Origin of the sequence: uncultured Bacteroides sp. (genome assembly GCF_947632445.1) — a bacterium.
Lineage (GTDB): Bacteria > Bacteroidota > Bacteroidia > Bacteroidales > Bacteroidaceae > Bacteroides.
Genome location: NZ_CANRPM010000014.1, coordinates 21559 through 42831 on the forward strand (window position 1 = coordinate 21559; position 21273 = coordinate 42831).

13 protein-coding genes and 2 pseudogenes are annotated in these 21273 nt (G+C 47.9%); 6 read left to right on the forward strand and 9 right to left on the reverse strand.

Features of this window, described 5'->3' with window-relative positions; all coding sequences use genetic code 11:
- Window positions 1-66: 66 nt before the first annotated feature.
- Window positions 67-3432, forward strand: a complete 3366-nt coding sequence (locus Q0Z70_RS04710; protein ID WP_298072968.1) for a DUF5107 domain-containing protein — start codon at window positions 67-69, stop codon at window positions 3430-3432.
- 14 nt (window positions 3433-3446) lie between these two features.
- Here the strand turns inward: Q0Z70_RS04710 and Q0Z70_RS04715 are convergent, their stop codons facing one another.
- The 5 genes from Q0Z70_RS04715 to upp form a co-directional block, all read right to left on the reverse strand.
- On the reverse strand, window positions 3447-4328 hold the full coding sequence (locus tag Q0Z70_RS04715; RefSeq protein WP_298072969.1) for an AraC family transcriptional regulator: 882 nt from the start codon (window positions 4326-4328) through the stop codon (window positions 3447-3449).
- Between the two features lie 35 nt (window positions 4329-4363).
- The gene (locus tag Q0Z70_RS04720; protein ID WP_298072970.1) at window positions 4364-5128 is read right to left on the reverse strand and encodes a UDP-2,3-diacylglucosamine diphosphatase; all 765 of its coding nucleotides are present in this window, start codon (window positions 5126-5128) and stop codon (window positions 4364-4366) included.
- Between the two features lie 18 nt (window positions 5129-5146).
- Entirely contained in the window at window positions 5147-6286 is a 1140-nt protein-coding gene (locus tag Q0Z70_RS04725) for a TlpA disulfide reductase family protein (protein ID WP_298072971.1), read from the reverse strand.
- A 137-nt stretch (window positions 6287-6423) separates the two neighbouring features.
- A complete protein-coding gene (locus Q0Z70_RS04730) occupies window positions 6424-6735 on the reverse strand; it encodes an iron-sulfur cluster assembly protein (RefSeq protein WP_298072972.1) in 312 nt (103 codons plus the stop codon).
- Window positions 6736-6820: 85 nt separating this feature from the next.
- Window positions 6821-7480, reverse strand: coding sequence for a uracil phosphoribosyltransferase (upp, locus tag Q0Z70_RS04735; protein ID WP_298072973.1), 660 nt, complete (start codon window positions 7478-7480; stop codon window positions 6821-6823).
- A gap of 350 nt (window positions 7481-7830) precedes the next feature.
- On the opposite strand from upp, the gene pckA reads away from it, so the two are divergent.
- Both pckA and Q0Z70_RS04745 read left to right on the forward strand, forming a co-directional pair.
- Window positions 7831-9438, forward strand: coding sequence for a phosphoenolpyruvate carboxykinase (ATP) (gene pckA / locus Q0Z70_RS04740; protein WP_298072974.1), 1608 nt, complete (start codon window positions 7831-7833; stop codon window positions 9436-9438).
- A gap of 242 nt (window positions 9439-9680) precedes the next feature.
- Window positions 9681-10329: pseudogene (locus tag Q0Z70_RS04745) on the forward strand (nitroreductase).
- A 76-nt stretch (window positions 10330-10405) separates the two neighbouring features.
- Here the strand turns inward: Q0Z70_RS04745 and Q0Z70_RS04750 are convergent.
- Window positions 10406-10912 carry a hypothetical protein gene (locus Q0Z70_RS04750; protein ID WP_298072975.1) on the reverse strand — a complete coding sequence of 169 codons (507 nt, stop codon included), beginning with the start codon at window positions 10910-10912 and terminating at the stop codon, window positions 10406-10408.
- 603 nt (window positions 10913-11515) lie between these two features.
- Entirely contained in the window at window positions 11516-13318 is a 1803-nt protein-coding gene (gene typA / locus Q0Z70_RS04755) for a translational GTPase TypA (protein ID WP_298072976.1), read from the reverse strand.
- 159 nt (window positions 13319-13477) lie between these two features.
- On the opposite strand from typA, the gene rpsO reads away from it, so the two are divergent.
- Entirely contained in the window at window positions 13478-13747 is a 270-nt protein-coding gene (gene rpsO, locus Q0Z70_RS04760) for a 30S ribosomal protein S15 (RefSeq protein WP_298072977.1), read from the forward strand.
- Window positions 13748-14088: 341 nt separating this feature from the next.
- Window positions 14089-15018: an AraC family transcriptional regulator gene (locus Q0Z70_RS04765; protein ID WP_298072978.1), complete on the forward strand. Its 930-nt coding sequence runs from the start codon at window positions 14089-14091 to the stop codon at window positions 15016-15018.
- A gap of 37 nt (window positions 15019-15055) precedes the next feature.
- On the opposite strand, the pseudogene Q0Z70_RS04770 reads toward Q0Z70_RS04765, so the two are convergent.
- Window positions 15056-15991, reverse strand: a pseudogene (locus tag Q0Z70_RS04770) (glycoside hydrolase family 43 protein); the annotation flags it as partial.
- Window positions 15992-16014: 23 nt separating this feature from the next.
- A complete protein-coding gene (locus Q0Z70_RS04775; protein ID WP_298072992.1) occupies window positions 16015-18105 on the reverse strand; it encodes a beta-galactosidase in 2091 nt (696 codons plus the stop codon).
- Window positions 18106-18371: 266 nt separating this feature from the next.
- Between Q0Z70_RS04775 and Q0Z70_RS04780 the strand changes: the two genes are divergently transcribed.
- Window positions 18372-21254 carry a sugar-binding domain-containing protein gene (locus Q0Z70_RS04780; RefSeq protein WP_298072979.1) on the forward strand — a complete coding sequence of 961 codons (2883 nt, stop codon included), beginning with the start codon at window positions 18372-18374 and terminating at the stop codon, window positions 21252-21254.
- The last annotated feature ends 19 nt before the right edge of the window (window positions 21255-21273 follow it).

The following is a 21273-nucleotide window of genomic DNA, read 5'->3' on the forward strand; positions in this document are numbered from 1 at the left end:
GGCTTTTGCTACAAAGCTACATGAATGTGGTTGGTGATAAAAGAATATATTAAGCATAAATAAATTATGGAAGCAATAACAGAATATCTGACTCGAAGTACTGTAAATACTTCGGAAGTAAAGGCTTGGGAAGAAGTTGTAATGCTGCCTACTTACGGAATTGGCAAGGAGGAAAAGAATCCGATCTTTCTCGAAAAGCGTGTATATCAAGGCAGCTCGGGTGCGGTCTATCCCTATCCGGTAGTGGAAAAGATAGAAGATGAGAAACACGATCGTCCTTGGCGAGCTTTCTTTATTGAAAATGAGTATATCAAGGTGATGATTTTACCCGAACTGGGCGGACGCATCCAGATGGCGTATGATAAAGTAAAGAAACGTCATTTCGTCTATTATAATCAGGTCATCAAGCCTGCATTAGTTGGTCTGACCGGCCCTTGGATTTCGGGAGGAATCGAATTCAACTGGCCTCAGCACCATCGTCCCAGCACCTATTTGCCGACCGATTGCATGATTGAGGAGTTCCCGGACGGCAGTAAGACAGTGTGGTGTAGTGAAGTGGAACGTATGTCCCGGACGAAAGGCATGGCAGGTTTTACACTTTATCCAGGAAAGGCTTATATTGAAGTCAAAGCAAAGGTGTACAACCGTACTCCTTTCCCGCAGACCTTCCTATGGTGGGCAAATCCGGCCGTTGTAGTGAACAAGGATTACTATTCGGTATTTCCACCCGATGTGAATGCCGTCTTCGATCATGGCAAGCGGGCAGTGTCAAGTTTTCCGATTGCGACCGGCGAATATTACAAAGTAGACTATTCGGCCGGTGTGGATATTTCCCGTTACAAGAATATTCCCGTTCCGACATCTTATATGGCTATCAATTCGAAATATGACTTTGTCGGAGGTTATGAAGAGCATATCGAAGCCGGACTACTTCATGTGGCGGATCACCATGTGAATGCCGGTAAGAAGCAATGGACGTGGGGAAACGGAGACTTCGGACAGGCTTGGGATCGTAATCTAACCGATGAAGACGGGCCTTATATTGAATTGATGACCGGCATGTATTGTGACAATCAGCCGGACTTCACCTGGCTTCAGCCTTACGAGGAGAAGTCATGGGTGCAATATTTCATGCCTTATCAAAAAGTCGGACTGGTGAAAAATGCAACACGTGATGCTTTAATCAACCTGCTTCCGGCAGAAGACGGTCGGATGAAGGTTATTCTTTATACAACAGCGGCCCATTGTGAGGTACGGGTTATGCTGACCAACGAGAAAACCGGGAAAATCTATTTGGACACACTAACTTCAGTTTCACCTGAGAATGCTTATATGCAGACGGTGGCATGCGATACACAAAAAACAGAAGACCTGAAACTAAGAGTACTCGATGAACTGGGGAAAGTTATGGTAAGCTATCAGGCAGACGAACCCGAAATCCGGCCGATACCTGAGCCTGCCAAGGCGGCACTTGCTCCCAAGCAAATATCAAGCATGGAACAACTTTTCCTGACCGGCCATCATCTGGAACAGTATCGTCATGCTACATATCAGCCTATGGATTATTACATGGAGGCTTTGAGTCGCGATGAGGGTGATATTCGTTGTAACAATGCTGTAGGCTTGCTGCTGATGCGTCGTGGACGTTTTGCAGAAGCACAGCGTTATTTTGACCGTGCCATCAAGACGCAGACAGAACGCAATCCGAACCCTTATGACGGTGAACCGTATTATAACCTGGGGTGGAGCAAGAAAATGCAGGGTAACATAGACGGCGCCTATGATGCTTTCTTCAAAGCTACCTGGAACGCAGCTTGGCAGGATGCCGGTTATATGGGACTGGTTCAAATCGACATGATTCGTAGGGATTATGAAAACGGATTGGAGCATATAGACCGTTCGCTTTATCGCAATTGGTTGAACCATAAGGGAAGGCAGTTAAAGGTATCCTTCTTGCGTAAGACGGGCGATTATACCCGCGCAATGGCTTTGATAAATGAATCCTTGTCGATGGATCGTTTCAATATGGGATGCCGTTTTGAAGCCTATTTGATAAAAAAACGGCTGGGTGAGCTGGAAGAGGCAGCGGCCGTGAAGGAAGAAATGAAGACGTTGATGCGAGGTGCTGTCCATAGTTATATGGAGTATGCCATTGACTATGCCTCGGCCGGCATGTACGATGAGGCCTTGCAACTGCTTTCTTTCGTAACGGAAGGTGCAGAGGATACGTATCCGATGATATACTATGCATTGGGTTACTTCTCTTCAAAGGCAGGCAAGAAGGAGGATGCATCGGCTTACTATCAGAAAGCAGAACAGATGTGCCCGGATTATTGTTTCCCCAATAAGTTGGAAGAAGTATTGATGTTGCAGGATGCCATGGCCTTAAACCCGACAGGAGCCAAGGCTCCCTATTATTTGGGTAATTTCCATTATGCCGTTCGTTGTTACGAAGATGCTGTGGCATGTTGGGAAAAGTCGGCTGCTTTCGACGACCGCTTCCCGACGGTACTGCGTAATCTTTCTTTGGCTTATTATAACAAACAGCATAATTCTCAGAAGGCATTAGCCGCGTTGGAGAAAGCTTACAATCTCGATACGACTGATGCACGTATCCTGATGGAACTTGACCAGTTATACAAGAAACTTCGTTATCCGCATCGTCAGCGTCTGGATTTTCTGGAAGCTCATGCGAACGAAGTGGAACAACGCGATGATTTGTGCATCGAACGTATCACACTTTATAACCAGCTGGGTGAGTATCAGAAAGCTTACAACCTGATTAATTCGCGCAAGTTCCATCCGTGGGAAGGGGGTGAAGGTAAAGTGACGAGCCAGTATGTGTTCTGCCGTGTGGAATTGGCTAAGCAAGCTTTGACAAAGCAACGTTTTGCCGATGCGATAAGATTGCTAAAGGAAACGGAAAAGTATCCTGAGAATCTGGGTGAAGGGAAGCTTTCGATGGCTGAAGAAAATGACATTCACTTTTGGCTGGGATGTGCTTACGAAGGATTAGGAGACATGGAACAGGCGAAAGCCTACTTTGAACGGGCGACCAAGGGATCGGCTGAACCGGCTATCGCATTTTTCTATAACGATCAACAACCGGACAAGATTTTCTATCAGGGACTGGCTTGGCGCAAACTGGGTGAGGAAGACAAGGCACGCAGTCGTTTCAATCGTCTCATCAAGCATGGTGAGAAACATCTGTTCGATAAAGTCAAAATCGACTATTTTGCTGTTTCACTTCCCGATCTGCTGATATGGGATGACGATCTGAATGTGCGCAATCTCATTCACTGCAATCTGGTGATGGGATTGGGCTATTTAGGACTGGGCGATAAAGAACAGGCCCGTAAGTTTCTGTCTGAAGTGATACGCCTTGACATTAATCATCAGGTAGGACAACAGTTGCTGAAAATGTGTGAATAATTTATATGCGGGTATCATCCTTTCTTCTTCATCCGGTATTCTTTAGGAGACATGTGCATGTATTTACTGAATACCTTTGAGAAGTAGTAGGGATCGCTGAAGGATAGTTCGAAGGCTATTTCCTTAGCCTTCTTGTCCGTAAAGTCCAAGAGCTGGCATGCCTTCTGTATTTTCAGCTGGTTGAAATAGCTGACGGGAGACACTCCGGCTTTTTGGGTAAAGACAGTACTCAGGTAGGCGGGCGAATAGTTCACGCTCCGTGCGATGTCCTCCAGTGTGAGTTGCTTGTTCAGGTTGGCTTTCATGAAGTTGATAACCTTCTGCATGGTATCTTGTGTTTGTGGCTTGTTTATTTCCCTGAATTGAGAAATGTATCTGAAGCTTCCCAGCAAGTACCATAAGCAGAGGGTGATATATTCCAGATTTTCCATGCTGTATCCCATCTCCAGATTCACCAAGATTTCATTGAACAGGCGAATGCGATCGTCGAATCGGGCGGAAAGCGAGTCGTCAATATGGATGGTCCTATTGAACAGTTCGGCGAAAAGACCGCTTTTTTCACCGGCAAAATGCACCCAGTAGATACTCCATGGATGTTGAGCCGATGCGGCGTAAGTGTGCGGCGTACCGGCTTCGATGATGAAGAATTGGCCTTTTTTTATATAACACCGACCCTTCCCGATGTCATACCAGCCTTCTCCTTCGTAACAGTAGATCAGAATGTGCTGTTCGCTACCTTCCTCCCGTTGTCGATAGTGGTTTTCCGCATGGGGATAGTAGCCGATATCGGTCGGATAGAGCAGGCAGGTTATGGGATTCTTTTGCACCTTGAGAAGAATCTCTTGAGGAATCACAATGGCCTTTTCATTGGGAAATCCGTCTTTTTTCCTTTCCATAAGGATGTCAGCTTGTCAGACAACGTTCTTATCTGTCATGGTTTTGTTTCGCCTTCGATGTAGTTTTCCAAAAACAGATGTTCACCGTCGAACACGGCATACGAGAAACTGTTAATCCAATCACCCAAAATGACGATACGCGATGAGACGTTCAGCATCAAATCCAACTCGATGTGGCGATGCCCGTAGATGAAAAAATTGATGTTCGGATGACTCTTGAGGTAGTTTTTGGTATAGAGTACCAGCGGTTCGTTGTTCTCACCCATATAGTCAGGCTTCTTACCGTCCACCTGTTTCAGGCGGCTGTGCTTGGCCCATGTCAGTCCCAATTCTACACTCCAGCGGGGGTGAAGCGCAGCAAACAAGGTTTGCAACGTATGGCTATGGAAGGCGGCACGCAGGAACTTGAACTTGCGGTCAGGGTCGCCCAGCCCGTCGCCATGAGCCAAGTAGAACTCCTTGCCATGAATTTCTGTGGTCAGCGGCTCGCGGTGCAGGATGACGCCGCACTCCTTTGTCAGGTAGTTGCCGCACCAAATGTCATGGTTACCCGTAAAGAAGTGTATTTCCACTCCGAGGTCCGTCAGTTCGGACAGTTTGCCCAGAAAGCGTGTGTAGCCTTTGGGCACCACCAGCTTGAATTCGTACCAGAAGTCGAACATGTCGCCCAGCAGGTAGACGGCCGAAGCCTTGTGTTTGATGCTGTCCAGAAAGTTCACCAGCCGACGCTCTTGTGTACGTCTGTGCTCGATGGCACGCGAACCCAGATGGGCATCGGAGAGGAAATATACATTTTTCATAAGACATTTGTTAAGCTTTTATTTGAACAGTTCGTCCAAGTATTCATAGAAAGCGGGGTCTTCGCCTATCACAATCTTCGCCACCTTGCCTTCGGGGTCGATGACAATCTTTGTGGGATAACCCTGTATGCCATACTTCACCGTAATGTCTGCCTCGTCCGTATTGTACACGTGCAACCAGGGGAGTTCATACTTCTCTACCGTAGCTCTCCATTTCTCTTCCGTATCGCGGCAGTCTACGCCGAGTATTTCCATCCGGTCTTTATACTTTTCGTAGTATTTCTTCATGTCGGGGATGCCCTTGATGCACCAGCCGCACCAGCTTCCCCAAAAGTCCAGCACGACATACTTACCGCGCAGGGACGACAAAGTGAGATCCTTGCCCTGAAGGTCTTTCAGCGTAAAGTCGGGGGCTACGACGCCTTCCACCATGTTCTTGCGTGCTTCTTCGCGTGCTTCTTTTTCTTGCTGGGCATTGTACATGGCCTGATAAACAGGTGCCATGACACCAGATTTGGCTTTTTCACCGATGAGCGGCAACAATTCTTTGGCGTCGTTTTGTAATCCTATTATTAAGTAGACAGAGAGGTCGTCATCGGGATGCTGGCGGATATAGTCTCTTTTCACTTCCTGCATTTTTCCCAAAACGGGGGAATAGACATTTTGGTAAATGTAATAGATGCTGTCCTGTGCTACTCCGGCCTTTTGCTTAGTGGTAAGCACATTGGCAATAGAGTCTAACTGTATCATATAAGGTTGGCATTGATCTTTTACAGTTTGCCAAGCCGCATGAAATTCGTTTCCGGTCAGTGTATAGTCGTACGGATCGGCCGAACCGTTTACTTGCACCGTTTCGCTAGGGAATGCTACTATTGTCGCTATGGATGTTGCGAGCTCGCCCGATGCAAGGGGCTGGAGATAAGCAACTGTAGGAGTGCTGTCGTTGGCGAGGGACAAGGTAAATTTGCCTTGTTGCAGAAGGATGGTGTCTTTTTGCATGGTTCGGTGGTTCAGGTCTGTCAACGGACAATGCGATACAATCAGGGTGTCACTCTCCACGCCGGTCAGCGTGCCGGTGATGGTCGTTTGTTTCTGTGCAGATTGGCAGGCGCAGAACAGTGCCGCGCAGGCTAGCAGGTTAAATTGTTTCTTGTTCATTTTTTTATGTTTTTACGTTAATAAATAAATTTCGTTAGTCATTTAAAACTATCGTTTTGCATTTCTCAATCCGTATGGGCGGGCGATAAACTTCCTTCAACTTCTGCAAGTTTCGCAGGGTGCAAATCTTGGTTCCGTTATAAGAAGCCCAGTTCCAGTTTGGCCTCCTCACTCATCATGTCCTTATCCCATTCGGGTTCGAAGACCAGATTGATGGTGGCCGAGACTACACCTTCGATACTTTCTATCTTTTGGCGGATATCCTCCATGATGAAGTCTGCCGCCGGGCAGTTGGGTGCCGTCAGTGTCATGTCGATGCTGACATTGAAGTCGTCCGCCACGTCAATCTTGTAAATCAGGCCCAGGTCATATACGTTTACAGGGATTTCGGGGTCGTACACGGTCTTGAGCATCGCCACAATCTTTTCTTCTATCTCAAATTTGGTCATAATCCTGCAAATCTTGTTTCAAGAGCAAAGCTACACTTTTTTTTATGAAATCACAAAAGATAAAGTGACTACTCCCGAATAGCCGTCACAGTTTATCTCCATACGCCAAATCGCCTGCATCGCCCAATCCGGGAACAATATACGAACGTTCGTTTAATTCTGGATCAATGGCTGCGCACCACAATGTAACATCATCCTTAGGGAAAAGGCGCTGAAGATGCTTCACTCCCTGACGGCTGGCGATGACACACGCTATCAACAGGCGGGCCGGACGCCCCTTGCTCAAGAAAGCCCGATAAGCCAGTTCCATGCTTTCGCCCGTAGCCAGCATGGAGTCGACAAGCACCAGCGTCTTCCGATTCAGATCGGGCGTTGCAATATATTCAATGTGAACATCCAACTCACGGCATTCCTTATCCTTATAATAGCGATACGCCGAAACGAAAGCATTCCCGGCACGGTCGAACACATTCAGGAAGCCCTGATGAAGTGGCAGGCCGGCACGGAAAACAGTGGCAATCACCACATCGTCGTCGGGCGTGCTGACTGACGACACTCCCAAAGGCGTCTGCACCTGCTTTACCGAATAAGTCAGCTCCTTACTCATTTCATAAGCCATCAACTCGCCGATGCGTTCGATGTTGCGGCGGAAACGCATGCGGTCGCCCTGCACGTTCACGTCGCGTATCTCGGCCACGAACTGATTTATCACGGTATTGGTCTCTGCAAAATCAATTACTCTCATACTTAAAATCATTATACGTCTGTCGCGGCAAAAATAACGAATTTATCCGGCACAACCATCTTTCAGAAGACTTATCTTATTGCTTTTGTGCAATCTTCATAAAAAATGGCCATTGTTTTGCAATATTCAGTTAGCAGATATTGTTACGGATTTATAAAAGACACGCAATTAAAGAAAAATTTCTCCAATCGGGATTCTCTTTCAGAAGAAAATCGTACTTTTGTACGCGGGAAACAAGGGAGCGGCTTCCGATACCCCGAAGACGGGGCAAACACGAACGCCTTCCTATCCCGACATGAAAACAGAGAGATTATAAACCAACATACCAATTTATTAAAATCCTAAAAGAAATGGCAAATTTAGATTTAAGCAAGTACGGTATTCAAGACGTTAAGGAAATTCTCCACAACCCGTCTTACGAAGTATTGTTTGAAGAAGAGACCCAATCAAACCTCGAAGGCTATGAAAAGGGTCAGGTAACCGAGCTGGCTGCTGTGAACGTAATGACCGGTATCTATACCGGACGTTCTCCTAAAGATAAATTCTTTGTTAAGAACGAAGCCAGCGAGAACACCGTGTGGTGGACTTCCGATGCTTACAAGAACGACAACAAACCTTGCACCGAAGAAGCATGGGCCGACCTGAAGGCAAAAGCCGTCAAGGAACTGAGCGGCAAGCGCCTGTTCGTCATGGATACATTCTGCGGAGCCAACCCCGCAACCCGTCTGAAAGTACGTTTCATCATGGAAGTCGCTTGGCAGGCACACTTCGTAAAGAACATGTTCATCCGCCCGACTGAAGAAGAACTGGCTAATTACGGCGAACCGGACTTCGTATCATTCAACGCAGCCAAAGCCAAGGTCGACAACTTCAAGGAACTGGGGCTAAACTCCGAGACTGCAACCGTATTCAACCTGAAGACTAACGAGCAAGTCATCCTGAACACGTGGTACGGCGGTGAGATGAAGAAGGGTATCTTCTCCATTATGAACTACCTGAACCCGCTGCGCGGCATCGCTTCCATGCACTGTTCTGCCAATACGAACATGGACGGCACCGACACGGCCGTCTTCTTCGGCCTGTCCGGAACCGGCAAGACGACGTTGTCCACCGACCCGAAACGCAAGCTGATCGGCGACGACGAGCACGGCTGGGACGACGAAGGCGTATTCAACTACGAAGGCGGCTGCTATGCCAAGGTCATCAACCTCGATAAGGAAAGTGAGCCCGATATTTACGCCGCCATCAAGCGCGATGCCCTGCTGGAGAACGTAACAGTCGACGCCAACGGCAAAATCGACTTTGCCGACAAGAGCGTGACCGAGAACACCCGCGTCTCCTATCCTATCTATCACATCGAAAACATTGTCAAGCCGGTATCCAAAGGACCTCACGCCCATCAGGTAATCTTCCTTTCTGCCGATGCTTTCGGCGTATTGCCTCCGGTATCCATCCTGAACCCCGAACAGGCCCAATACTACTTCCTGTCCGGCTTCACCGCTAAGCTGGCAGGTACGGAACGCGGCATCACGGAACCGACTCCGACATTCTCCGCCTGCTTCGGCGCAGCCTTCCTGAGCCTGCACCCGACCAAGTATGCCGAAGAACTGGTGAAGAAGATGGAAAAAGTAGGAGCCAAGGCCTACTTAGTTAACACCGGCTGGAACGGCACCGGCAAACGCATCTCCATCCGCGACACCCGCGGCATCATTGATGCTATCCTCGACGGTTCCATCGACAAGGCACCGACAAAGGTCATCCCGTTCTTCGACTTTGTAGTTCCCACCGAACTGCCGGGCGTAGATCCGGGCATCCTCGATCCCCGCGACACCTACGACTGCGCTTGCAAGTGGGAAGAAAAAGCTAAAGACTTGGCCGGCCGTTTCGTCAAGAACTTCGAGAAATTCACCGGCAACGAAGCCGGCAAGAAGTTGGTTGCCGCCGGTCCGAAACTCTAACCGAACCGATTTTATCAACAGAAAGAAGAGGACGCACTCCTGCGGGAGTGTCGTTCTCTTTTTTTATCCCTTACCGACTGCATTCTTACAGCTGGGCGGCTGTAGACAGGCAGCCGGCGGGAAATCCCCGACCTGCCGGCCACGCATAAAAAGAAAGGCAGAAAAAACAAACAGAGAGACCGTTTATTGGAATATTTCTTGTAGCTTTGCCGACAACAAAACCAACCTATAAAACAAACGATATGAAACTGTTAAAAGAATTCTTGGGCGGGCTTTGCCTTTGTACGGCCATCGGTTGTACAGCCCCCCACCTCGCAAAAGGGAAATGCAACGGCAGCCGAAAACTCCGATCTGTCGGAAGCTGTCATCAAGACCATCATGGAACGTCGCAGCATCCGCCAATACAAGCCGCAGGCGGTGAACCGCGACACGATGCAGACCATCCTGACCTGCGGCATCAACGCCCCCAACGGCATGAACAGACAGTCATGGGAAGTACGTGTGACGGACAACCCCAACTTCATCGACGGCGTGACGGAGCTTTACAAGAGAGCCAATCCGCAGGCGGCCGAAGATCCGTCGTTCAAGAACATGTTCCGCAACGCTCCGACGGTGGTGTTCATTGCCAACGACCCGTCATACGAATGCTCGCAGATAGACTGCGGCCTGCTGGGCGGCAACATGATACTTGCGGCACAGTCCATGGGCATCGGCTCGTGCTGTCTCGGTGGTCCCGTCCGCTTCTTGAAGTCGCCCGAAGCAGCCGACTATCTGAAGAAGCTGAACTTCAGCGAGGGTTATGAGCTGCTTTACTGCATCGCCTTCGGTTATCCCGACGAAGCGCCCGCAGCCAAGCCGCGCAACGCCGGAAAGGTACAGTTTATCGACTAAAGGGACGCCCGGTGTTGCATAGGGTTCCGACGAAAAAAGGCAGCGTGGGAGGTAATTCCATGCTGCCTTAATTATTTTATTTCTCTATCGTATAATCGTTCATTACAAATACATTAGGAATTATTGTGTTGGCAGGTATGACAGCTTGATCTCCTTTAATGGCCAGAAACGTGAAACCGACAAGTGGTAAAAAGGTTAATCCAAGACCAACGCCAAGTCCTATTGCCAGCCATTTCTTATTATCACCTTCTGCATCCGTGCTACCTTCCAGAGTAATAATTTGCCCATCAACAGCAGAAGTAGATACACATTTAACTTGTATATAACCGGCTTTACCACAACCTTTAGCCTCCTTCTTATCAACCTGTAATTGCACAGGAGTGCCTCGTTTGATAAGAATTACGCCATTTCTGTCTTTAACGTCATTCTCTACAATAGCAGTAGGAGACCCTTTTTGTTTACTACTTATTTGAGATATTATTCTAACGGAAAGCGCTGTTCCTCTATCTAATGGAACAGAAGCAAACACACTTAAATTCAAGACTAATAATGCCATAACAATGGCTAACTTTTTCTTTAACATAATTATGAATTTTAAGCCCTATATTCTCTTATAGAGGATGATTAGTAGATTAAACATAAATAAGGAATACACAATAGCCGCACACAGTTGTGTAGCTAATACATTAAAGAATAAAACTGTCTGTTTCGTGAATATCTGTATTATAGCCGGTGTTCCCCCAACCGACTGTCATACAATAAAAGAGGAGCGTGGGAACATTGAATATTACTACTGTGAGGCTCTGGACTGCCTAAGGTGAATAACAAACAATGCCCACGCCAATGTTATATAATCCACTTGGTAAAGCGGATATATAGCATTAACGTGAGCGTTCTTGCCTATTATCTTCACCTTTTGAAATTTTCCAGATCTCACAGTAAGATAATATCTCAAACGCTCTTCGTTAACTAATATGTCTTTCTAACGCATTAAGCTGTCAGAATGCCGCGAAGTTACGAAGCTACGATTGATTGGCAAGAACTTATTAAAGTGATTTAAACCAATTAAACTAATTTTTATGTTCGTAAACCACGTGCCAGATTAGCGCATTGAAATTCAATCGCCAGCTTTCCTAACTGATAATCAGCAGGAAAACATCCGATACACATAACATAGCATTGCGTCCTAACCCCTGTTGGCACGCTTGCGCTCAAGTTCGTCCAAGATGACCTTACGCATACGCATGGACTTCGGCGTCACTTCCACGTACTCGTCTTCCTTGATATATTCCAACGCCTCCTCCAGCGAGAATTGTACGGGTGGAATAAGTCGCGCCTTCTCGTCGGAACCGCTGGCACGCATGTTGGTCAGCTTTTTCGACTTCGTGACGTTCACTACCAAGTCGTTGTCGTGCGAGTGCTCGCCCACCACCTGCCCGGCATATACTTCTTCCTGCGGGAAGATGAAGAACTTGCCGCGATCTTGCAGCTTGTCGATGGCGTAGGCAAAGGCCGTGCCGCTTTCCATAGCGATCATGGAGCCGTTTGTGCGGCGTTCAATCTCGCCCTTGTAGGGCTGGTATTCCTTGAAGCGGTGTGCCATGATGGCTTCGCCTGCACTGGCAGTCAGCACGTTGGTACGCAGACCGATGATACCGCGCGACGGCATGTCGAACTCTAAGTTCACGCGGTCGCCGCCCGCCGCTTCCATCTTCACCATTTCGCCCTTGCGGCGCGTCACCATGTCGATAATCTTGCTGGCATATTCTTCGGGCACGTTTACCGTCAGTTCTTCGATAGGCTCACATTTCACGCCGTCTATCTCCTTGAAGATAACCTGCGGCTGGCCCACCTGAAGCTCGTAACCTTCGCGGCGCATGGTCTCAATCAATACGGAAAGGTGGAGTACGCCGCGTCCCGAAACAATCCACTTGCCGTCTTCCTCGCTCTTCGTCACGCGCAGAGCCAGGTTCTTGTCCAGTTCTTTCATCAGGCGGTCATGGATGTGGCGCGACGTCATAAACCGGCCCTCCCTGCCGAAGAACGGAGAATCGTTGATGGTGAAGAGCATACTCATCGTCGGTTCGTCGATGGCGATGGGCGGAAGCGGTTCGGGGTTCTCGAAGTCGCAGACAGTGTCGCCGATTTCAAATCCTTCGATACCCACCAATGCACAGATGTCGCCCGAAGATACCTCGGCTACCCTCACGCGACCCATGCCTTCGAATGTATGCAGTTCTTTGATTTTGGTCTTGATGATGCTGCCGTCGCGCTTGGCTAAGGACACGTTCATGCCCTCGCGCAGCGTCCCGCGATGCACACGTCCCACTGCGATACGGCCGGTATAAGAAGAATAGTCGAGCGATGTCACCAGCATCTGCGGCGTACCTTCCAGCTGCTCAGGAGCAGGGATATGTTCCAGGATGCAGTCCAAAAGCGGCGTAATATTGTCCGTCGGCTGCTTCCAGTCGGTACTCATCCAGTTGTTTTTGGCCGAACCGTAGATGACGGGGAAGTCCAGCTGCTCTTCCGTAGCATTGAGACTGAACATCAAATCGAACACCATCTCGTACACTTCCTCGGGGCGGCAGTTGGGTTTGTCCACCTTGTTCACCACTACGATGGGTTTCAGCCCGATCTGAAGCGCCTTCTGAAGCACGAAGCGTGTCTGCGGCATCGGCCCTTCGAAAGCGTCGACCAGCAGGATGCAGCCGTCGGCCATGTTGAGCACACGTTCCACTTCGCCGCCGAAGTCGCTGTGTCCCGGAGTATCAATAATGTTTATTTTGGTTCCTTTGTATTTGATGGAAACGTTTTTCGACAGGATTGTTATCCCCCGTTCGCGTTCCAGGTCATTGTTATCCAGCATTAATTCACCCATATTCTGGTTGCTGCGGAAAAGGTTTCCGGCCAGAAGCATCTTGTCTACAAGTGTCGTCTTGCCATGATCCACGTGGGCAATGATGGCAATATTTCTAATATTCTGCATATAATACCTATTATTTTCCGGTCTGCAAAGTTACAACTTTTGCCCTATATATAGGTTATCCCGAAGAAAAAATACCGAAACACATTGCCATATCAAAGATAATGTTTACCTTTGCACCCTCGAAAGAGAATATTATCAACCTTTTAATTAAAAACATTTATGTATTTAGACGCTGCTAAAAAGCAAGAAATCTTCGGCAAGTACGGAAAGTCTAACACTGATACCGGATCGGTTGAGTCTCAGGTAGCATTGTTTTCCTACCGTATTGCCCGTCTGACTGAGCACATGAAGCTCAACAGAAAGGATTATAGTACTGAAAGAGCCTTAACCATGTTGGTAGGCAAACGCCGTGCGTTGCTCGACTACGTGAAAGCCCGCGACATCGAACGCTACCGCGCTTTGGTTAAAGAACTCGGCCTGCGTAAGTAATCTTACCTGCGGCAAAAGATTAAAGAGCGGGGAAACTTTGGAAGAAGTTTTCCCGCTCTGCTTTTTACCCATCATTCGTCCGTCCCCGAACAATCCTGTTTACGTCCGCTAGGTAGATGTTTATGCCGAACATCTTTATATCCCCTCACTTATCCCTATCGAAATGATCATCGAAAAGCACCGCTTTATCCCAAGGCAAGCATTGCTTTGCAATGAACAAAACAGCGTTCATCTCTGGAAGAAAGATACAGCTTTTAAAGGAAAAACTATCTTGAAACATCTTTGATAATTAGCAGAAAAAGACTATCTTTGTGTCATACTTACCTCGAAAAACCCCTGTTATGACTAAGAAATTAAATGATTTGGGAGTGGAGTTCAAGTATCTGATCGTAAACGACATGGACCGCAAGTTCGGTCTGTGGGTCAATACGGTCGGCTTCCAACCCATTCCGCCCGGCTCTCCCTATCCGTTGAAAGACCATCCTTCGGGTTATTTCTTCAATGCAAAAAAAGGACGCATCCTGCGTGAATACCAGATCGTCTATATCACAAAGGGGCGCGGACTCTTCAGTTCGGAAAGTACGCGCGAACGGCAGGTATGCAGAGGAAGAATGATGTTCCTTTTTCCCGGTCAATGGCATACGTATCACCCATACAGGCAAACCGGATGGAACGAATATTACATCGGGTTCGAAGGGCCGATAGTGGATAATTTGATGCGGGCCGGCTTCTTTACGCCCGAAAATCAGATCTTGGAAGTAGGGCTCAACGAAGAATTGGTGTCACTCTTCTCACAAGCATTGGAAATAGCTGAGAGCGACCGTATCTCGGCACAGCAACATTTGGGCGGCATCGTACTGCACATGCTCGGCATGATACTCTCCATCTCGAAAAATAAAATCTACGAGATGGGGGATATAGTCCAAAAGATAGAGCAGGCCAAAATCATCATGAACGAAAACGTCTTCAAGGACATAGACCCTGAAGAGCTGGCCATGAAACTGAATATCAGCTATTCATGGTTCCGCAAGGTGTTCAAGGATTATACGGGATATGCCCCGGCCAAATATTTCCTAGAACTGAAACTCAGAAAGGCCAAACAACTGTTGGTGGGCACGTCCCGTTCTGTAAAAGAAATTTCTTTCCTGCTGGGCTATAAATCTACCGAACACTTCTTCTCTCTGTTCAAAAAGCATACAGACTTCACCCCGCTGGAATACCGCTCGTTCGGACGGGATACTGATACAGAGGAAGAAACGGAGGAGCAGTAAAAATCCGCTGCTCCGTTCATTAGAAGTCGGTAGTCTGAAGGAGCTTTTCCAACACAGCCTCATCCACAACAAAAGCCGTTCCGTGACGAATACCTTGCGGGAAAGAAGTCCGGTCGGAGATATCCTCCCAAGTCTTTCCATGATCCAATGAACGAACGGCTCCATAACGATGGTCACGGTATTTGTCGAAATAGACATAGAGCGTGTCTTCCACAAACAAGGGAGCAGGGCCTTCTGCCCAATAATCACCGGTTATCGGTGCCGATACTTCCGTAGGAAATCCGCAGGTGATATTCTGAGTGCGCGTGATGCGAAGGTTCTTCTCCGGCGGGTTTGAATTCTCATTCTTGACAACCATAATCAGGTCTTGCGACTTATTATCCTTAACGATTGCCGCGTCAATGACACTGAAATCGGGGTTGAAGAACATCTGTGTAGACGAAAAGTCTTTGAAGTCTTTGGTCGTAACGTAATAGATACGATGGTTCAATCCCTTTTCGCTTTCACTCGTAGGTATTTCCTTATGCCGTCCAGGAATGGTTGTGGCCCAAAAGATGTAATAAGTCTGTGTAGGCTCATCGTAGAATAGTTCAGGCGCCCAACAGTTATGCGCTTCCGGTTCGTGCATCATGACAGGTATGGCACGTTGCTCGCTCCAGTTTATCAAATCCTTGGAGGAGGCATATCCAATGATCCGGTCAGTCCAACTGGAAGTCCATACCATGTGGAACGTTCCGTCAGGTGCCTGGCAGATACTGGGGTCGCGCATCAGTTTGTCCTTGCCTACCGCAGGCGCCAAATAGGGCTTTCCGTTGTTCAGGGCCGTCCACTTCAAACCGTCACGACTATAAGCCAAATGCAGGCCGTCACGGCTGTCGTTGATAAAGTAAGAAAACAAATAGGCGGTTCCTTGTGCCTGAAGCATCCAAATGCTACATACACTGGCCAACAGACTGATAAAAAACTTCTTCATAATCTTCACATGTTTGTAGAGAGTTATTTCTTAGGGCGTATAGCAAAGACCAACACGCCTGCGGTAGGAATATCTGTGCTTCCTATCAGTACTTTGCTTCCTTCAGGCAGGTTGAAAGTATAAGGACAATCGGCATAGTTCAAGACGATACCCATACCGTTGCGGTATTCCAGGGTCACGCCGTAGGGTAAGTCCATGACAGAAATGCCAAGACGGGCGTAGAGCTTTTTCAAAATGTCTTTTTCCAGCATTCCGTCATGGCTGTCTACGCCGATATAAGTAATGGTTCCTTTACCGACTTTGCGGAAGGTAACAGCGGGCTTTCCTTCATAAAATTCGCGTATATAGGTGCACCATACTTCAGCATCCTCTGCGGGCTTTATGATTTCTCCCCAAGTATTCCACTGATATTCCTTCCCATCCATTTGGACAACACCCGGATCCTGGGGCAACAACAAATCGTAAAATTCCATTTCGTTGCCGGTCAACGTTGTAAGCATGGAGCCTAAGGGAGCTTCGGGCAAGCGGCCATAACGGTCTTTCTGCGCTGTACGGCAGGTAATGACAAGATTTCCTCCATTCTCCACGTAAGCCTTCCATTGCTCCACCAATGCCGGATCCGCCAACTGATAGGCGGGTACGATAACGACCGGATAATCTGCCAGGTCTTTACTTTCAGAAATAAAATCGACCGGAGCCCCAAAAGATTTCAGTGTACGGTAATATTTGTCGATATGTTCCAACGTATTCCACGTAGCATTCTGTTTCTGTCGCTCGATACTCCAGCAATTTTCCGGGTTGAAAAGGATAGCGGTACGACAGGCCAAATAATCAGCCGGTTTGTTTTCGCGTGGCTGATAATGTTCGCGTAATTGGCGTATTTCCTCCATGAACGTGGCATATTCTTGCCCGCCAGGCGTCACTGTCACGCCGTCCGTCCCCACAATGCCATAATGATATTGCTCTGTGCCGTACAGAGGCTGGCGGTAACGATACGTACAAATGAAATCGCTTCCACCGGCAAAAACACTCCAAAGCCAAAGACGCACAGCACCTGGCAGTGGTTGGGGATTAATGCTTCCCCAATTTACCTGTCCGGGTTGAAGTTCCATCACCCCATAAGTTCCTTGGATAGGACGGAAGAAATCATTGGCCCAGGCAATGCGCAGCGGGTTACCCACCCGGTATCCTCTTCGCCCGATGCCTTCATTGTCGCCGTAAACCATATAGCGGGTATAACTCTGAAAGTCGAGAGCCGGACTGCCGCCGATGTGACCTTCGTCATAGTTCGGTATGTAGTTGGTGGTAACCCATTGGTTGCGTGCATATTGTTTGATCAGCAAGCATTGTTCGTTCAGGAAATCATTGGTCTGCTTCGCGGCAAAACGACGGTAATCCAATATCTGATGATGATTCATAAACATCTGTACACGCTTAGGCAACGTGATTTCATCGAAAGAAGAATAGACTTCACTCCAAAAAGCCGTGCCCCAAGCCTCATTCAGTTGACGAATGTCATTATCATATTTTTGGCGCAAAAAGTCGCGGAAAGCGAGTTCCGCCTGTGGATTGTAATCGAACTGTACCGCAGGTTCATTGTCCAGCTGCCAACCGACGATACGCGGATCGCTGCCATAGTGGCGTGCCAGTTGTTCAATCATGCGGTAAGCCAGTCTACGATACAACGGCGAAGCAAACGACGCATGCTGACGGGCACCATGATCGAGCACAGTCCCATCCTCGTTTCGCAGCAGGATTTCAGGATATTTCCGACTCAACCATACAGGCGGCGTAGCGGTAGAAGTACACATGATGACCTTCAGATCATACTTGGCAGCCAGAGCAACAGCACGATCCAACCATGCAAAATCGTACACGCCTTCCTGAGGTTCCAGCTGCGCCCATGCAAACTCTGCAAAATGAGTAAATTCAAATCCCAGTTCGTGCATCTTCTTGAAGTCGCGTTCCCACTGGCTTTCATCCCAATGTTCGGGATAATAATAGACACCGGTCAATGTCAAATTCTTGTCATCGAACCAACGTGAAACTGTTGTTTGTGCCGATGCGGCAGCAAGTCCCCAAAGCAGAGACAAACAGATAATGGTTGATTTCATAGCAGTTGTTGCTTTCATAATACATGTTTATATCCGATAATGCAAAGATAATCCATACGACTGACATTCCCCAACAAAACAGCTGGAGAAACGGACATAATCATAGATTTCTGTACAAAATTATTCTTCATTCGTCTCTAAACAGTACATAATTCCATCTTTCTGTATGCTTTTCTATTTAGCATTTGCGTCAGATGTCGTAACTTAGCACCCGTTCTCGAAGAAATAATAGACAGAGCTAAAACAACAACTTAAATCCATATCACATGAAACATTTTGTAATAAGCATTCTACTTGTGTTGGCCTCCGTAACAGAGGCTTTCGGACAAAACAATCCATTGGATCTTTCCGGGACTTGGAAGTTTCAAATTGACCGTGACGACACGGGAGTAAAGGACCGTTGGTTTGGCAAAGAACTGACAACGGATCATATTAACCTGCCGGGCAGCATGCCCGAAAAACTGAAGGGTGATGATGTAACAGTCCGTACCCGCTGGACAGGCAGCCTGTACGACAGCTCCTATTATTTTAATCCCTACATGGAGAAATATCGGATGGATGGACAGGTAAAACTGCCCTTCTTTCTGACTCCAGACAAGCATTACGTAGGAGTAGCCTGGTATCAGAAAACAGTGCGAGTACCGGCAAACTGGAAAGGTCAGCGAATTGTACTTTTTTTAGAACGCCCTCACATCGAAACGACGGTATGGGTAGGACAGAAAAAGGTTGGAATGCAGAACAGTCTCTGTGTCCCCCACATCTACGACCTGACCTCCGTTGTAACTCCCGGCAAGGAATGCCGGATAAGCATCCGGGTAGACAACCGTATCAAAGAGATTAACGTAGGTTTAGACTCACACAGTATCACCGACCAGACACAAGGCAACTGGAACGGCATCGTGGGGCGTATGGAATTACAAAGTGTTCCCCAAACCTGTTTTGAAGATATACAAGTATATCCCAATCTGACAGAGAAAAAAGCCTTAGTTCGTTTCAGCCTGAACGCTTCATCGACAGAGACCGTTGAGATGAGTTTCTCCGCACGAAGCTTCAATGCCGAGCGGATACATGAAGTCCCCGCCATCGACCTGAAAATCAATGCCAAAAAGGGTATAAATTCTTATGAAGCAGAACTGCCAATGGGCGATGATTTCCTGACATGGGATGAATTCTCTCCCGCACTCTACCGTCTGACCGCCACCCTAACAGGGCGACACGGAACAGAAACAAAAACAATAGAATTCGGTATGCGTGAATTCAAGATTGAAGGAAAGTGGTTCTACGTAAACGGACGAAAAACAATGCTGCGCGGTACGGTAGAGAATTGTGTATTTCCTCTGACCGGATACGCCCCGATGGACGTGGAGTCATGGGAACGCGTATTCCGCATCTGCCGTGAATACGGTCTGAACCACATGCGTTTCCATTCTTACTGTCCGCCTGAAGCAGCTTTCCAGGCCGCAGACCGTACCGGATTTTATCTACAGCCGGAAGGTCCAAGCTGGCCCAATCACGGCCCGAAGTTAGGATTAGGACAACCGATTGACAAATATCTGATGGACGAAACCATTGCCATGACCCAAGCATACGGCAATCATGCCTCCTTCTGCATGCTGGCCTGCGGAAACGAACCTTCGGGCCGGTGGGTAGAGTGGGTTACCCGGTTTGTAGACTTCTGGAAAAAGATCGACCCGCGCCGTGTATATACCGGTGCTTCTGTGGGTGGCAGTTGGCAATGGCAGCCACACAATCAATATCACGTCAAGGCGGGAGCACGCGGACTGACATGGGCAAAGCAGCAACCCGAAAGCATGTCTGACTTCCGCGCCAACATTGATACAGTCAGCCAACCTTTTGTATCACATGAGACGGGACAATGGTGTGCCTTCCCCGATTTCAACGAGATACGGAAATACACAGGTGTGAACAAGGCACGAAACTTTGAAATCTTCCGGGACTTACTGCGCGACAACAACATGGCCGAGCTGGGACATGACTTTATGATGGCTTCAGGCAAACTGCAAGCTCTCTGTTACAAGCATGAGATAGAAAAGACCATGCGTACTCCCGACTATGCAGGCTTCCAGTTGTTGGCACTCAATGACTACACCGGACAAGGTACGGCTTTAGTAGGTATTCTTGATGCTTTCTTCGATGAAAAAGGCTACATCGACGCCCCGGCCTTCCGTCGCTTCTGCAGCCCTACCGTCCCCTTGGCACGCATTCCGAAGTTCACTTATACAAACGCCGAGACTTTCCGGGCCGATGTCGAAGTAGCCCATTTCGGTTCCGCTCCACTGACAAACGCTGAAATCACCTATATCATACAAGATACTTATGGAAAAGTATATACCGAGGGTATCATAAATCGCAAGGATATTCCCATCGGCAATCTTTATTCTTTGGGACACGTGGAATTTCCGCTTACAGGTATTGATACGCCGCGTAAACTGAATTTTGAAGTACGCATTGAAGGGACTGAAGCCGTCAACGACTGGGAGTTCTGGGTATATCCCGCCCAAGTTGAAGCGACTGAAGGCGATGTCTATACAACAGATACATTGGATGCAAAGGCTCTTACCGTATTAAAGGAAGGCGGCAAAGTACTGATTACAGCCGGACGCAATGTAAAATATGGCAAAGAAGTACAACAATATTTTACGCCTGTATTCTGGAATACATCCTGGTTTAAGATGCGTCCGCCGCATACCACCGGTATTTTTGTAAACGAATACCATCCTCTGTTTCACGAATTTCCTACGGAATACCATAGTAACCTGCAATGGTGGGAATTGCTGAACCGTACTCCAGTAATGCAGTTCACGGATTTTCCTGCAGATTTCCAACCCCTGATACAAAGTATTGATACCTGGTTTCTCAGCCGCAAGATCGGTGTGCTTTTCGAAGCAAAAGTATTGAACGGACGACTGATAATGACGACGTTGGACCTGACTTCCCGGCCGGAAGAGCGCGTAGTGGCCCGTCAGTTGCGGAAAGCCGTCTACGATTATATGAACTCTGACTATTTCCGACCGGACTTTAAGGTATCACCTGAGCAAATAGGACAACTATTCACCAAAGAAGCCGGAGCAGTGAGTTCCTATACCAACGATTCGCCTGACGAACTGAAACCTAAGAAAGTATTTTAACAATAGAACGAGATAATAA